Annotated in this window: 13 protein-coding genes; 7 read left to right on the forward strand and 6 right to left on the reverse strand. The window is 42.6% G+C overall.

Features of this window, described 5'->3' with window-relative positions; all coding sequences use genetic code 11:
- Positions 1-15 precede the first annotated feature (15 nt).
- Positions 16-1,077 (forward strand): ParA family protein, encoded by a 1,062-nt coding sequence (locus V7L29_RS04665; RefSeq protein ID WP_334734682.1) that lies wholly within the window; start codon positions 16-18, stop codon positions 1,075-1,077.
- Positions 1,061-1,810, forward strand: coding sequence for a HEPN domain-containing protein (locus V7L29_RS04670; RefSeq protein WP_334734683.1), 750 nt, complete (start codon positions 1,061-1,063; stop codon positions 1,808-1,810). Before V7L29_RS04665 ends, V7L29_RS04670 begins: the two co-directional genes overlap by 17 nt.
- 99 nt (positions 1,811-1,909) lie before the next feature.
- On the opposite strand, the gene V7L29_RS04675 is transcribed toward V7L29_RS04670, so the two are convergent.
- Complete coding sequence (locus V7L29_RS04675) at positions 1,910-2,068, reverse strand: hypothetical protein (RefSeq protein WP_334734684.1); 159 nt, start codon at positions 2,066-2,068, stop codon at positions 1,910-1,912.
- A 55-nt stretch (positions 2,069-2,123) separates the two neighbouring features.
- On the opposite strand from V7L29_RS04675, the gene V7L29_RS04680 reads away from it, so the two are divergent.
- Both V7L29_RS04680 and V7L29_RS04685 read left to right on the forward strand, forming a co-directional pair.
- Positions 2,124-2,246 carry a hypothetical protein gene (locus V7L29_RS04680; protein ID WP_334690519.1) on the forward strand — a complete coding sequence of 41 codons (123 nt, stop codon included), beginning with the start codon at positions 2,124-2,126 and terminating at the stop codon, positions 2,244-2,246.
- 234 nt (positions 2,247-2,480) lie between these two features.
- Positions 2,481-5,126, forward strand: a complete 2,646-nt coding sequence (locus tag V7L29_RS04685) for a U32 family peptidase (protein ID WP_334734685.1) — start codon at positions 2,481-2,483, stop codon at positions 5,124-5,126.
- Between the two features lie 12 nt (positions 5,127-5,138).
- Here V7L29_RS04685 and V7L29_RS04690 read toward each other — a convergent pair whose 3' ends face one another.
- Entirely contained in the window at positions 5,139-6,026 is an 888-nt protein-coding gene (locus V7L29_RS04690) for a LysR family transcriptional regulator (RefSeq protein WP_334734686.1), read from the reverse strand.
- A 154-nt stretch (positions 6,027-6,180) separates the two neighbouring features.
- On the opposite strand from V7L29_RS04690, the gene V7L29_RS04695 reads away from it, so the two are divergent.
- A complete protein-coding gene (locus V7L29_RS04695) occupies positions 6,181-6,957 on the forward strand; it encodes a methyltransferase domain-containing protein (RefSeq protein ID WP_334734687.1) in 777 nt (258 codons plus the stop codon).
- A gap of 47 nt (positions 6,958-7,004) precedes the next feature.
- Positions 7,005-7,577, forward strand: coding sequence for a hypothetical protein (locus tag V7L29_RS04700; RefSeq protein WP_334734688.1), 573 nt, complete (start codon positions 7,005-7,007; stop codon positions 7,575-7,577).
- Between the two features lie 81 nt (positions 7,578-7,658).
- Here V7L29_RS04700 and V7L29_RS04705 read toward each other — a convergent pair whose 3' ends face one another.
- On the reverse strand, positions 7,659-8,816 hold the full coding sequence (locus V7L29_RS04705) for an extracellular solute-binding protein (RefSeq protein ID WP_334690523.1): 1,158 nt from the start codon (positions 8,814-8,816) through the stop codon (positions 7,659-7,661).
- A 354-nt stretch (positions 8,817-9,170) separates the two neighbouring features.
- Here V7L29_RS04705 and V7L29_RS04710 point away from each other — a divergent pair, with 354 nt between their 5' ends.
- The gene (locus tag V7L29_RS04710) at positions 9,171-9,542 is read left to right on the forward strand and encodes a hypothetical protein (protein ID WP_334690524.1); all 372 of its coding nucleotides are present in this window, start codon (positions 9,171-9,173) and stop codon (positions 9,540-9,542) included.
- Between the two features lie 474 nt (positions 9,543-10,016).
- On the opposite strand, the gene cobT is transcribed toward V7L29_RS04710, so the two are convergent.
- The 3 genes from cobT to V7L29_RS04725 all read right to left on the reverse strand — a co-directional run bounded on the left by cobT (position 10,017) and on the right by V7L29_RS04725 (position 12,747).
- On the reverse strand, positions 10,017-11,213 hold the full coding sequence (gene cobT / locus V7L29_RS04715; RefSeq protein ID WP_334734714.1) for a nicotinate mononucleotide-dependent phosphoribosyltransferase CobT: 1,197 nt from the start codon (positions 11,211-11,213) through the stop codon (positions 10,017-10,019).
- Between the two features lie 84 nt (positions 11,214-11,297).
- On the reverse strand, positions 11,298-12,032 hold the full coding sequence (locus tag V7L29_RS04720; RefSeq protein WP_334734689.1) for a DUF2232 domain-containing protein: 735 nt from the start codon (positions 12,030-12,032) through the stop codon (positions 11,298-11,300).
- Positions 12,033-12,045: 13 nt separating this feature from the next.
- Positions 12,046-12,747, reverse strand: a complete 702-nt coding sequence (locus V7L29_RS04725; RefSeq protein ID WP_190890082.1) for a Crp/Fnr family transcriptional regulator — start codon at positions 12,745-12,747, stop codon at positions 12,046-12,048.
- Positions 12,748-12,852: the final 105 nt, after the last annotated feature.

Consider the following 12,852-nt stretch of genomic DNA (forward strand, 5'->3'; position numbering starts at 1 on the left):
CAAAAGCAAAATAAGATGGTTCACAAAATTGCTTTGTTCAATCACAAGGGTGGTGTCAGTAAGACCACAACGACTTTTAACTTAGGTTGGATGCTTGCTTCAAAGGGTAAGAGAGTTATCCTTGTAGATACCGATCCTCAATGTAATCTAACAGGAATAGCTCTAAAAGAAGAAACTGAAGATGACGAAGCAAGGATAGAAAACATCTACAACACACATTCAAATATAAAAACTGGCTTGGCTCCTGCTTTTGAGTCACAGCCACGGGCTATTGAAGGTGTAGATTGTATTCCGATAGAAGGACAAGAAGGTTTATTTTTATTACCTGGTCATGTAGGCTTTGCTGAATACGAAGTAACATTAGGTATCGCGCAGGAACTCAGTGGCTCAATTCAGACACTCAAAAACTTGCCAGGTGCTATTTCTGATCTTTTAGAAAAAACTGCTAAGAAATTTAATGCTGACTATATTCTGATTGATATGAGTCCAAGTTTAGGAGCAATCAATCAGAATTTACTGATGACAAGTGACTTTTTTTTAGTGCCTACAACGGCTGATTTTTTCTCTGTAATGGCAATTGATTCTCTGTCTAGAATTTTATCAAAATGGTGTGGTTGGGCAAGAATGGCAAGTGCAAACCCTATATTAAAGGAAGCTGCTTATCCATTTCCAGAATTTAACTTGAAATTTTTAGGAATTATAGTTCAAAACTATAGAATTATTAGGGGTAAAGAAACAGCAGCATTTCAAACATGGATAGAAAAAATAGAGAATACAGTTAATCATAAACTAGTACCAGTATTAGAGCAAAATAATCTGTCATTACCAAAGAAACTCTATACAGAGCAGGGTATGAATGATAGTTGTACTCTGACAAAAATTTCTAATTTTAACAGTTTAATTGCTCTATCACAGGAACACAGTACACCTGTTTATGCCCTTACAACAGAACAATTAAGACAAACTGGTATAGTACGCGAGAACAATCAAGCAAAACAAAAGGAATTTAAAACAACTTTTTCTGACTTAGCAGATAAAATTATTGCATTATCATCCAGCTATGCAATCAGCGCTTGACCAATTTCGCATTAGTATTCAGCGTGTTCGGGATCTGATTGCTCTTCATACTTCTGTTAAGGCTCAAGCTACTGCTGTTCTGGATCTTTCAGACATTTTACGAGCTGCACTAGTTCTAACTGTTAGTGCCTTGGATTATTATATCCATGAGGTTGTCACATTGGGTATGCTGGAAATTCATCGAGGACAACGTGCTGAACCAGTATCTTCAGCTAATACCACTCAATCAGCCTTTTCCCGTTTTCAAATTTCGTTGGGAAGCGCTCGTGAGGATAGAAAAATAGCCATAGATATCGCCTCTTGGATAGAGAGTGATATACAGCAGGTTTATGGAGCTAACTTTTTACAGCAGTCTCATACTATTTCTGGTTTAATTCCAGCTATATCAAATAGTATTTTGAACAGATTAAATAATACTTCATGGTTAGAAGACGAGATTCGAGAACGTCTAAGTTATCAAAGCTTTCAGCAGCCTGACAAAATAGCTGATGCAATTAGGCAAATTTCGGATAAAAAATTGTGGGATGAGGTTGCTATAAAAATGAGTAAACCTCCTAAAGATATTAAGCAACAACTTACTTTAATTGTGGATCGCAGAAACAAAATTGCTCATGAAGCAGATATAGATCCTACTCTCAACATAGGTAATCGCTGGTATATAGACGAATCAATGGTTAGTGATACAGTAGATTTTATTGAGCAGGTTGTAGAAAGTATTCATCAAATTTTGTAGCTTTATGTGGATTAATGGTAGATATTGTTAACTAATTGAGCAAGATAGACAGGCAATCGTTGTGGAGAGATGAGGACTATGATCGCCTAACTTCCACGTCTAGGTTTTACCAGCCTTCAATCCCTTGTCATACTTCTGTCTATATTTGTGAATAGTAGATTTAAGTTTTCCTTTTAGTTCTGGCGGATTTTGCATTACTGACATAAACAAATCTCTGTCACGATCGGATAGCACTAAACTTTTAGATTCTTTTAACATAGTTAATTTCCGCCTTTACCTTAGTACAGTTTTGTGTAAAAGTGTAGCGTTTTTAATGCAGGGGAATGCATTGGCATTGCAAGCCGACGCATTAACAATGCAAGCCGACGCATTAACAATGCAAGCCAACGCATTAACAGTGCAAGCCAATGCATTAACAATGCAGGGTATTGGCTAATTTAACTCGCTACAAATTAATGAAATACTGTATTTAGTTTTTAATTAACAGCGTAGTTATTCTGAGTAGACAATGTATACACAAGATTGATTTTGAGCATCACATCCAGCTTTTACTCTCTCTCAAGAGGAATTAAATCGCCACGGAGGAGATAGTGATCGCCTTCCTTTCCCCACCATCCCCCAATAACTTAGATAAAATCACTATGGTGCTAGTTAACCTTCCCTAAATCTGATGAAAAGCGATCGCTCTTTTTCCCAACCCTCCCTTCAACGTCCTGAACTACTTGCACCAGCAGGTAATTGGGACTGTGCTAAAGCTGCTGTGGAAAACGGGGCAGATGCGATTTACTTCGGTTTGGATCGGTTTAACGCCAGAATGCGGGCACAAAATTTTACTGAGGCGGACTTACCCCAATTGATGACATTTCTGCACCGTCGCGGCGTAAAGGGTTATGTCACCGTCAATACACTAATATTTCCCAAAGAATTAGCACAAGCGCAGCAATATCTCCGCACAATTATTGCAGCAGGTGTGGATGCGGTGATTGTCCAGGATGTAGGTATATGCCGTCTCATCCGTCACCTCTCCGCTGATTTTCCCATCCATGCTTCCACCCAAATGACGATCACTAGTGCCGCTGGGGTGGAATTTGCCAAGTCCCTCGGCTGTCAATTGGTGGTTCTGGCGCGTGAATGTTCTCTTGAGGAAATCAATAAAATTCAGCAGCAGATTGCCCTACAGGAAACTTCGCTGCCCTTGGAGGTCTTTGTTCACGGTGCTTTGTGCGTGGCGTATTCTGGTCAGTGTTTGACTAGCGAGGCTTTAGGCGGACGTTCTGCTAACCGAGGTGAATGTGCTCAAGCTTGCCGGATGCCCTACGAGTTAATCGCTGATGGGGAAGTTGTGAATTTAGGCGATCGCAAATATTTACTCAGTCCTCAAGACCTAGCAGGGTTAGATGTTCTGCCAGATTTGGTGAAATCAGGAGTAACTTGTCTGAAGATTGAAGGTCGGCTAAAAGCTCCAGAATATGTTGCTAATGTCACCCGTGTTTATCGGCAAGCCCTGGATCGAGTGATGACAGAATTGGAAAGACCTAACCCCCTAACCCCCTTCCCTAGTAGGGAAGGGAGAATAAAAGCTCCCCTCTCCGTTTCAAAGAGGGGTTGGGGGAGAGGTCAGTCAGATCAAGAACACTACAACCTAGAGATGGCATTTTCTCGCGGACTCTACACGGGTTGGTTTGGCGGGATTAATAATCAGGAACTAGTTCACGCTCGCTTTGGTAAAAAACGTGGGGTTTATCTAGGTGAAGTCACCCGCATTCACAACGAACAGGTAACAGTCAAACTGAAAGCGCCTGTAAAACCAGGGGATGGAATTGTGTTTGACTGCGGTCATCCAGAAGCAAAAGAAGAAGGCGGCCGGGTTTATGCTGTGGTACCTAAAGGTAAAGAAACCATACTGACCTTTGGTCGAAATGACTTAAACTTGCGCCGAGTGCATGTAGGCGATCGCATTTGGAAAACCAGTGATCCAGAATTAGATAAGCAACTACGTCAGAGTTTTGCTGGCGAGAATCCCCAATTTCAACGTCCGATTGATATGGAAATTTACGGAGAAGTTGGTCAGCCATTGATTGCGATCGCCCGTGATCGACTCGGTAATATTGTCCAAGTAGAGTCTGCAATTTCCCTGGTTAAAGCGCACACCAAACCTTTAGAGACAGACCGTTTACAAGAACAATTCGGTCGTTTCGGTAACACACCTTTTTGTTTGGGAACGCTAACCAACCATCTCAGCGGTGCTATTATGCTACCCGTCAGTGAATTGAACCGGATGCGGCGGGAAATTGTCGTGCAGTTGGAAGAATTGCGGAGTCAACCCAAACGCTGGCAATTACGTTCTAATGTCTCTTTGCAAGACCTACTACCCTCCTCATCTCCCTCATTTCCAACCTTGCGGGAAGCTAAAGCTATATCTCCTTCACTCATAGTCTTAGTACGAAACCTCAAGCAACTCCAAGCTGCCCTCAAAGCTGGTATTGAAACCCTGTACTGTGAATTTGAAGACCCCCGTGCCTACCTAGAAGCGGTGCAAATGGTGCGCCAACAGCAACAAAAAAATAAAGCAGACAAGATTAATTGCGTCTCTACCCACTCCCCACTCCCCACTATCTGGGTTGCACCTCCCCGAATTACCAAGCCTGGAGAAAATTGGATTTTGCAGCAAGTACGTGCTTGTGAAGCAGATGGCTATTTGATACGGAACTATGACCAATTGCAATTCTTTGCTCAAGACCGTTGTATTGGAGATTTTTCGCTCAACGTTGCTAATCCCTTAACAGCAGACTACTTTCAGCAACACTTTGGTTTAGAAAGGTTGACAGCATCCTATGACCTGAATATTACCCAACTGCAAGACCTGCTCACCAGTTGTCCACCCCAGTGGTTTGAGGTGACAATCCATCAACATATACCGATGTTCCACATGGAGCATTGTGTTTTTTGTGCCTTTCTTTCAACGGGTACAGACTATACTAACTGTGGACGACCTTGTGAAAAGCAGGAAGTGAAATTAAAAGACCGTGTAGGCAGCGAACACGTCCTCAAAGCAGATGTCGGTTGCCGTAATACTGTATTTAACAGCACTGCTCAAACCGGAGCCGAGTACGTACAGCGTCTTAGAGAAATGGGATTACGTCACTTTCGCATCGAGTTTGTAAATGAAACCCCAGACCAAGTGACTAAAACAATACATCGCTATCGTCAACTACTGCAAGGTGAGATTACAGGTTCCCAACTCTGGCGCGAGTTGAAGCTGCAAAATCAGCTAGGCGTGACTCGTGGCCCATTGGGAGTGTCAACATTTAGGTGATAACTGTTACACCTACCATTGCTGGGCAGCTTGTCTAACTATTTCCAGAAACCTCTGCACTGTTCGAGATGTCTCGTTTTTTCGCCAAATCATCGCGTTTGCAACTTTTGGGCTATCTTCTTGAAGATTTTTATAAACTACCCCTGTTCGTTGTAGATTTTGCAAAGATGCTGGCACGATCGCAATGCCCATCTCGGCTGCTACTAAGCTGACAATAGTTTGCATCTGGATAGCTTCTTGGGCAACCTTGGGACTAAAGCCTGCTTGCTGGCACAGACTGATGATTAAGTCGTAGAGTCCTGGTGCTAATATCCGGGGAAATAAAATAAACGCTTCATTGGCAAGGGATGTCAAACAAATATCAGATTGACTCGTTAGCAAATGTGCTTCAGGTAGTGCCACCATCAACGGCTCTTGAAAAATTGTTTCGCAAATAAATCTATTTTCTTCAACAGGTGGACGCAGGAATCCCACATCCATTCGACCTTCTCGTAACCACTCTAACTGTTGATCTGTAGTCAGTTCATGCAACTCGATGCTCACACCAGGAACGTAACTACGAAAGGTTCGCAGAATAATTGGCAAAATATTATACGCCGCAGAACTGACAAAGCCGACCACCAACTGTCCAATTTCGCCCCGACTGGTTTGTCGCCCGACTTGGATTGCCTGTTGTAATTGCCTTATAATTTGCTGAACTTCACCCAGAAACACTTTCCCCGCTTCTGTTAACTGCACATTTCGTTTCGTGCGGTGAAACAGTTCAAAACCCAATTCCCTCTCTAGCTGCCGAATTTGTTGACTTAGGGGAGGTTGGGCAATGTGCAATCGCTCCGCCGCCCGTCCAAAGTGCAGTTCCTCTGCCAAGGTGACAAAGTAGCGCAAGTGTCGTAGTTCCATGTGTTACCTGAACTCATATTTTTAAAATATTAGTTAAGGTGAAAATATATATTGGACATAATTAAAAATCTTTTTTACTGTAATGATCAGGCAGTCATCAACCTGAAGCACATGGTTGATGACTGGCAAGCCAACAATCTGTACTTTTACAGTTATGCATAATATTTCTATATCCAATAATTGGAATACTGCCCTTTACGAAGATAAACACGCCTTTGTCTGGAAGTATGGCGAAGACTTACTGAAATTACTAAACCCTCAGCCAGGAGAATCCATTTTGGATCTTGGCTGTGGGACTGGACAACTCACAGAAAAAATTGCCCAAGCTGGTGCCCAAGTTATGGGAGTTGATTATGCATCCGCGATGATCGAAAAGGCAAGACAAAACTATCCTCATATCCGCTTTGATGTTGCTGATGCTAGGAACTTTCAAGTAGATAAGCCATTGGATGCTGTGTTTTCCAATGCTGTATTGCATTGGGTGAAACAAGCAGATAGTGCGATCGCTTCCATACATCAAGCCCTAAAACCCGGAGGGCGTTTTGTGGCAGAATTTGGGGGTAAAGGGAATATAGAGGTGATCGCCACAGCTTTATACAGCGCTTTAAAGTCCATTGGTATCCCTGAAGCACAAGCCTTAAATCCTTGGTATTACCCCAGTATTGGTGAGTACGCCAGCCTACTAGAACAGCAAGGCTTTGATGTCATTCATGCTATGCTTTTTGCTCGTCCAACTCCTTTAGCAGAGGGAGAAGCAGGTATGGCAAACTGGATTCAGATGTTCGCCAGCAGTTTTTTAACAGGACTTTCTAGTGAGCAACAAATACAAGTAATTCGCGTTGTCGAGGAATATCTTAAGCCAACACTGTATCAACAGGGAACTTGGATAGCAGACTATCGAAGAATTCGCATCGTTGCAATTAAACTTTAGATTGTGCGAATTTTGACTTGTGGCTTAATTACGAATTAGTATTAGTTATGCATATACCTAAATTGTGCGTTCGCCCTACAGCCCTTTGGGCATCCTACGGCGGGCGTTGGCGCAGCCATCGCCAAAGATCATTTTCATTACTACTAACCATTAGCCTCACCACTTTACTAGTCCCGCCCTCGCTAGCGCAAATCCCAATACCATTGCCTTCTAATGCACCTCTAGAACTAGACTTATTAACCAAGCCAAAAGACTATGTGATCACAGCTAACACCGTTAACCCAACGCGATTAACCGTTCCCAGTTTATGGTGGGCACAACAAAACTCTGAAAAAAAGTTATTGGATAATTGGATAGCATATCCAGCTTCTGAAAAAGAACCTGCACGAGTAGACTTGATCGTGAATCAGCAAATCTGGAGCTTACTAGAGTATGTAGAGCGCTACGACTTCGTAAATCGCTTGGGTAGCGCTGCACGGAACTTTGGTTACAATGTCCGGGTATTTAATTATCAAAAAGAACCTTTGGCAACCTACACTTGCAACTTTAGTATAAGTCCAGCTTTATGCAGTATCCAAACGACTGTTAAGAACAAGATAGGGTTACAGCGTTCTTTGTAGTAAATAGTTAGGAGTTAGGAGTTAGGAATTGGGGAGATGAGGAAGATGGGAAATGCTCAATGCCCAATGCCCAATTCTTAATTAAGCTTTAATTTTGGCGAATAAAGACTCGTATTGTTTTATTGCTGATGGGGGTAAGGGAAGCAAAAATTCACTTTTATCGAAAACTTGGCGATCGCTCTGCAACAGGCTCCATAATGGTTCTTGGATATCGTCAGCGATAATATTTGTAGGAATTGGCGAATTACTTTTGGTCAGCACCGAAATTTGTTTAGCTGTGCTTGGTTGCCAACAAAAATCAATCCATTGATCTGATAAAGTACTCTTAATAATACCTGCCGGACGTACCCACAAGTCTGCCCAGATTGCTGTTCCTGACTGGGGGATAACTGCGCCAAGTTGCGGATAACGTCCCAGAACTGGCAATACATCGCTTGACCAACCAACGGCTAGCCAAGTGTCTCCCATAATTAGAGGTTCCAAGTAGTTATTGGAACTGTAGAACTTCACCTGTTGATTTAATCTCTGTAATTCCTTTTCCAAGTCTGGTACTTGGTCAATATTCTCTATATTGTAAGATTTTCCTAGCTTCTTTAAGACCAGACCAATAACTTCTCGTGGTTGATTAAGTAGGGAAATGTGTTGCTGCATTCCATCTCGCCACAAATCACTCCAATCTTTGGGCGTCCATCCCAATTTTTGCAACTTGTCACGGTTATAAACAATTACCGTGCTACCCCACCTGTAAGGCGCACCCCAGACCTTCCCTTGAGTGTCCAAGTTACCTTGGTCGTTACGCGTTACCAGTTTCTTCCACCTTTCATCCAAAGCAGACCACTGCTTTAATTGGTTTCCCTGTACCTCTTGGAGTGGTTGAATCAATTTCTGCTCAATAGCTGCTTTTAGCCAGTAATCTCCCAATGTCACTAGGTCTACATCAGCCGTTTTTTGACCTTGCCTAAAGGGTATAAAGCGACTCCATCCCTGCTCATCGGTGGCTTTTGATTTCTGCTGCCAATTTTGTAATTGCTGAAATAAATCCTGTATCTGCTTGACTGGAGCAAACTTTAACTGCACCTGTTGCTGCAAACCCTTATGGAATTGATTAACTACCTGACCAGGTATAGAACCTTTTAATAACTGTACTTTTAATTGCGTCTGGTTGTTTCCACCACAGCCAAAAAGCAGTTGTGAAAGTGCCAATGTACTTGTACCTAGCAAAAAAGACCGTCGATCCATTGATTTTGGATTTGAGATTTTTGATTATACCTAATATTAAGCAGAAATTCACCAGAGGCTGACTAGCTGAAAAAGTGTAGTTAAAAAATTTTCTGTATTTTTTCTTGGTAATACCGATAAATCTGAATATTTAACTCAAATTAGCGATTTTTTCGGCAAATACTGCCTAATAATTAATTTTTCTCAATAAATTTCTTTAGTGGTACTTATAGTAAATGTTTACTTGTATTTAGAAATAATAATTTTAGTCCCAGATTTCCACCAAAAATCTCAATACTTAAATAATCCCTAAGTATAGTTAACATTGAGAGTAAATTGAATAACATAAAGAAAATGTGCGGATGAGGATATTAAATGGAGCCATTACAGAAGCAAATCCTGAATTTAAGACAAAAACTGGATGCCCTCTGCCAAGTGATTGAGGATCTTGATGGTAAAGTCACTCAAGCTTTCTCAGAGTGTTCTTTAGCGAATGCACAAGCAAGGGATAATTATCAGGAAAATGGCGCAGCTGGAGGCTACCAGTTCAAAGGACGTATCAGTTTAAATCCAGAAATGGAACACAAGGATGTATTGACAGATGGCATTTATCTAGACATACATCGTCAAGGTGGAGATAACATAACACCAGAAATTCAAATACAACGACTGACAGCGCAATTAACAGCAGCCTACAATCGTATTGCTGCCTTGGAAGAACAATTACTCAGAGAGAGAATTCATTAAATTTAACCTGAGTTCAAGGAATTAAAAAAATGGCTGGAGGTAGTCAAGGCAAGCCTTTAGGTTCAATGTTGAGTGATGGCTTTATGGGCATATATTAAGTATAAGCAACTAATCCAGCTATCAAATTGATAAAAAACTTAAGCACATTATTGCATATATCTACGTAATAGTGTGATATAGCTACCTATAGGCTTTTAGTATTTACCTCACTATAAAACAAAAAAAAACAACCCTAAGACTGATGTCTTTAGGGTATTGTATGGTTCAAAAACCAAAATTTTCTTATTAATCTGCGTTTTTATCAATTAGTGTTTTTGGCATCTTGTGATCAAATTGGTTGATGACAAGCCAGACAGCTTTCGCAAAAATTGATTTGCAACCTGCTCCTACTCAACCGCTAGGCTATTACGAGGAAACTTCCGCGTATAACTTCAGTGAAGGCGCAGAGTCTTGCCAAATTTAATTCGCTACAAATTAATGAAATGCTGTACTTAGGCGTTCAAGTTGGGCTTCAATGGCTGCCAAAAGTTGGTGTTGCTGCCAATCTTGGCCTAGATGGGCGGCTATACAAGCTGCTCCAGCACCCATACCTTCTTTGACAAAGCCTTGCTCATAAGCTCTCAGTTGCGGATAACGAGAATCAGCAAAACTCAGATAAGTTGCTAATAAAGGAGGGGTTCCTCCACTCTGAGTTAAGCTGCCTTTTCCTAAGCTGAGGGCTAAATCAACCGTAGCCCCAGTAGGATCTTCTGCCACCCAGCGGGTTGTGCCTACAACTACTGCTTCTGGTCGCCATGATAAAGCGTAAGCTTGAGCGATCGCACTGATGAGCGCATAAACCGCCAGCATTTGTGTCCCACCAGCAAGCATTACACCACAACTACGACTAGCAGCGATCGCCATTCCAGCTACCACCACCTGCATCGGATCGCCCACGGCAGCGACAAGTTGTAGGGGATCTACAGAATTTTGGATTTGAAATTGGAATATCTCATCCTGCTCCCTACCCCCTGCTCTCTGCCCCCTGCTCCCCCTCATCTTCTCCAGCCCAGCTTGCACTAGTGCCCACTTTTGCACATGGTTACAAACAGGGTGGCTACTATTAACTTTTCCGGCAGCATGTATACCCAAACCAGTTAAGATTGCCAGAGCAGTTGTAGTACCTCCGACCACACACTCACCGACAATCAAATACCCCTGTTGAATATTGGCAGCAAGGCGTTCTCCCCAAAGTAGCCCTTGTTCAAATAAGTGGTGTACCCTTATGATTTCCATAGCAACACCTCCACTTAAACACTTAGCAGGAGCGCCACCCAAATCAATTACTGGCACAGCAGGAGGCTGGGGTAAACCAGCATTAAACAAATGAACTGGTATCTTTAGTGACTCAAAGACAGCGCGAGAAATCAGCACAGGCGAAGCCCCAGCCGTTAATGGTGGTAAGGGATATTGGGCTTTATGCTCTGGGCCGTAATACAAAAACTCGGCATCGGCACAAGCAGTATATTTCCGATCCTCTGGAGTGCTACCGGCCGCTGAAATGCCTGGAATTAAACCAGTTTCAGTAAATCCTAAAACACAAGCAAATACGGGTAGACAACCACGATACCGTCGCAGCCATTCTTCACCCTGTTCTTTTTGGGTATAAATACGAATTTGGGAATTGGACATGGGGAATTGGGCATGGGGCATTGGTTATTAGTTAAAACTCATCATTTAACCAATGACCAATGACTAATGACTAATGACTAATAACTATCCTTCATAATCCATGAGAACTTGCACCCAGTGTGGTGGACGGGGAATGGGGTTGCCCAGGCGGTCAAAAAGCAACCATGCTGCCAGGTGTACCACAAAAAGGTAGATAAAGTTGTTGAGTACAATTAAAGCGATCGCTCCCACTTGAATCAAAAACATACTGGGACTAACCAACAAACTTAGCTTCAAAAATACCCACTCAATGAACTCAGTCACCTGAGTAATCAAATAAATCCACAGGTCTTCACCCGACAACACAGACAGCAACCACAGCCGAAAAAAAACTCCCAAAGTACCCAACAGCGTACCCAAGATGATAGAAACAATCCAGGGAACACGACGACGATACCACGTCGCTCCTAAAAGCACGCCCATGAACCCATAGGGCATGACAAACAGTAAACTGCGGGCTGGCCCCATCAGTACCGTCAGCAGTAACCCGGATGTGAGTGCTGACATCCATGCTGCACGTTTGCCCCAACGCAGATAAACTAGAGCGATCGGCACCGGAAAAAATATCCGCAAAACTGGGCCCAAGGGAAAGTAGAAATTAATAAACCAAATCAAGCTAGCGGTACTGGCTAAAAATGCCGTTTCCACCATCCTCAAGGGCGCATCAGCCTTGAGTTGAGGAGGCATTAACTGCTGTTCTTTGTCTAACCAATGATTGTGGGGAGTTGGGGAGGATGGATCTTCCTGCGGCTCATCTGGCAGAGAATCTAAAATACTCATATCTGACAAGTTCTTAAACTATCATTCTTTCTAAGGCTGACAAATCGGGAATACAAATAGTGTCTTGATCCCGTTTAATCAAGCCTTTTTTTTCTAACCTTGTCAACACTCGTGTCACAGTTTCCCGCGCCAGTCCGCTCAAACTACTCAATTCCCGATGAGGTAAATTGGGGATTTCGGTTCCTGTTTGCCCTTTTTTTCCCTGTCCTTCTGCCAAAAATAGCAACGTATCTGCCACCCGTGACTGGCTATCAGATTCTCGCAACCGCAATCGCCGATTGACTTGCCGCAAACGTCGTGCCATTAGTTGGGCCAATCGAACTCCCGCCAAGGGTTCTATCTGAAGTAACTTGACAAAATCTTGAGCAGGCATACTGCCAATTACCGTCGGCGCTAAAGTAATCACATCTGTGGATCGAGGTACTTCATCTAGCGCCGCCATTTCACCAAACAATTCCCCTTTGCCAAGAATATTCAGCGTTACCTCTTTTCCTTCTAAATTGTAGGTGCGAATTTTTACCCATCCGTCTAAAATAAAATACACAGAACCGCCCCAGTCATTTTCCAGCAGAATCACCTGATTGGCTGGATGAGTGCGGGTGACAAGATGGATGAGAGCTGATTCTACAGCAGTTTCTGGCAACCCTTGAAAAAAGGGAGCTGAGGTAATCATCCAGGGATTAGCCTGTGCTTGCAAGCTATATCGGTCTTCCATTAGACATTTTTATTCAAGCTGCTATATACACACAACAAACAAGAGCGCGATTTTCAGCCTCAGACATCAAAGCACAGCTCCCTTTCAAAGAGAAAACTAAACTAT

Source organism: Nostoc sp. (assembly GCF_036916575.1).
Classification (GTDB): Bacteria; Cyanobacteriota; Cyanobacteriia; order Cyanobacteriales; family Nostocaceae; genus Nostoc.

What these genes read in the sequence shown, in the direction of transcription:
- V7L29_RS04665 (WP_334734682.1), top strand. Translation starts at nt 16, where the DNA reads ATGGTTCACAAAATTGCTTTGTTCAATCACAAGGGTGGTGTCAGTAAG.
- V7L29_RS04670 (WP_334734683.1), top strand. Translation starts at nt 1,061, where the DNA reads ATGCAATCAGCGCTTGACCAATTTCGCATTAGTATTCAGCGTGTTCGG.
- V7L29_RS04675 (WP_334734684.1), bottom strand. Translation starts at nt 2,068, where the DNA reads ATGTTAAAAGAATCTAAAAGTTTAGTGCTATCCGATCGTGACAGAGAT.
- V7L29_RS04680 (WP_334690519.1), top strand. Translation starts at nt 2,124, where the DNA reads ATGCAGGGGAATGCATTGGCATTGCAAGCCGACGCATTAACAATGCAA.
- V7L29_RS04685 (WP_334734685.1), top strand. Translation starts at nt 2,481, where the DNA reads ATGAAAAGCGATCGCTCTTTTTCCCAACCCTCCCTTCAACGTCCTGAA.
- V7L29_RS04690 (WP_334734686.1), bottom strand. Translation starts at nt 6,026, where the DNA reads ATGGAACTACGACACTTGCGCTACTTTGTCACCTTGGCAGAGGAACTG.
- V7L29_RS04695 (WP_334734687.1), top strand. Translation starts at nt 6,181, where the DNA reads ATGCATAATATTTCTATATCCAATAATTGGAATACTGCCCTTTACGAA.
- V7L29_RS04700 (WP_334734688.1), top strand. Translation starts at nt 7,005, where the DNA reads ATGCATATACCTAAATTGTGCGTTCGCCCTACAGCCCTTTGGGCATCC.
- V7L29_RS04705 (WP_334690523.1), bottom strand. Translation starts at nt 8,816, where the DNA reads ATGGATCGACGGTCTTTTTTGCTAGGTACAAGTACATTGGCACTTTCA.
- V7L29_RS04710 (WP_334690524.1), top strand. Translation starts at nt 9,171, where the DNA reads ATGGAGCCATTACAGAAGCAAATCCTGAATTTAAGACAAAAACTGGAT.
- cobT (WP_334734714.1), bottom strand. Translation starts at nt 11,213, where the DNA reads ATGTCCAATTCCCAAATTCGTATTTATACCCAAAAAGAACAGGGTGAA.
- V7L29_RS04720 (WP_334734689.1), bottom strand. Translation starts at nt 12,032, where the DNA reads ATGAGTATTTTAGATTCTCTGCCAGATGAGCCGCAGGAAGATCCATCC.
- V7L29_RS04725 (WP_190890082.1), bottom strand. Translation starts at nt 12,747, where the DNA reads ATGGAAGACCGATATAGCTTGCAAGCACAGGCTAATCCCTGGATGATT.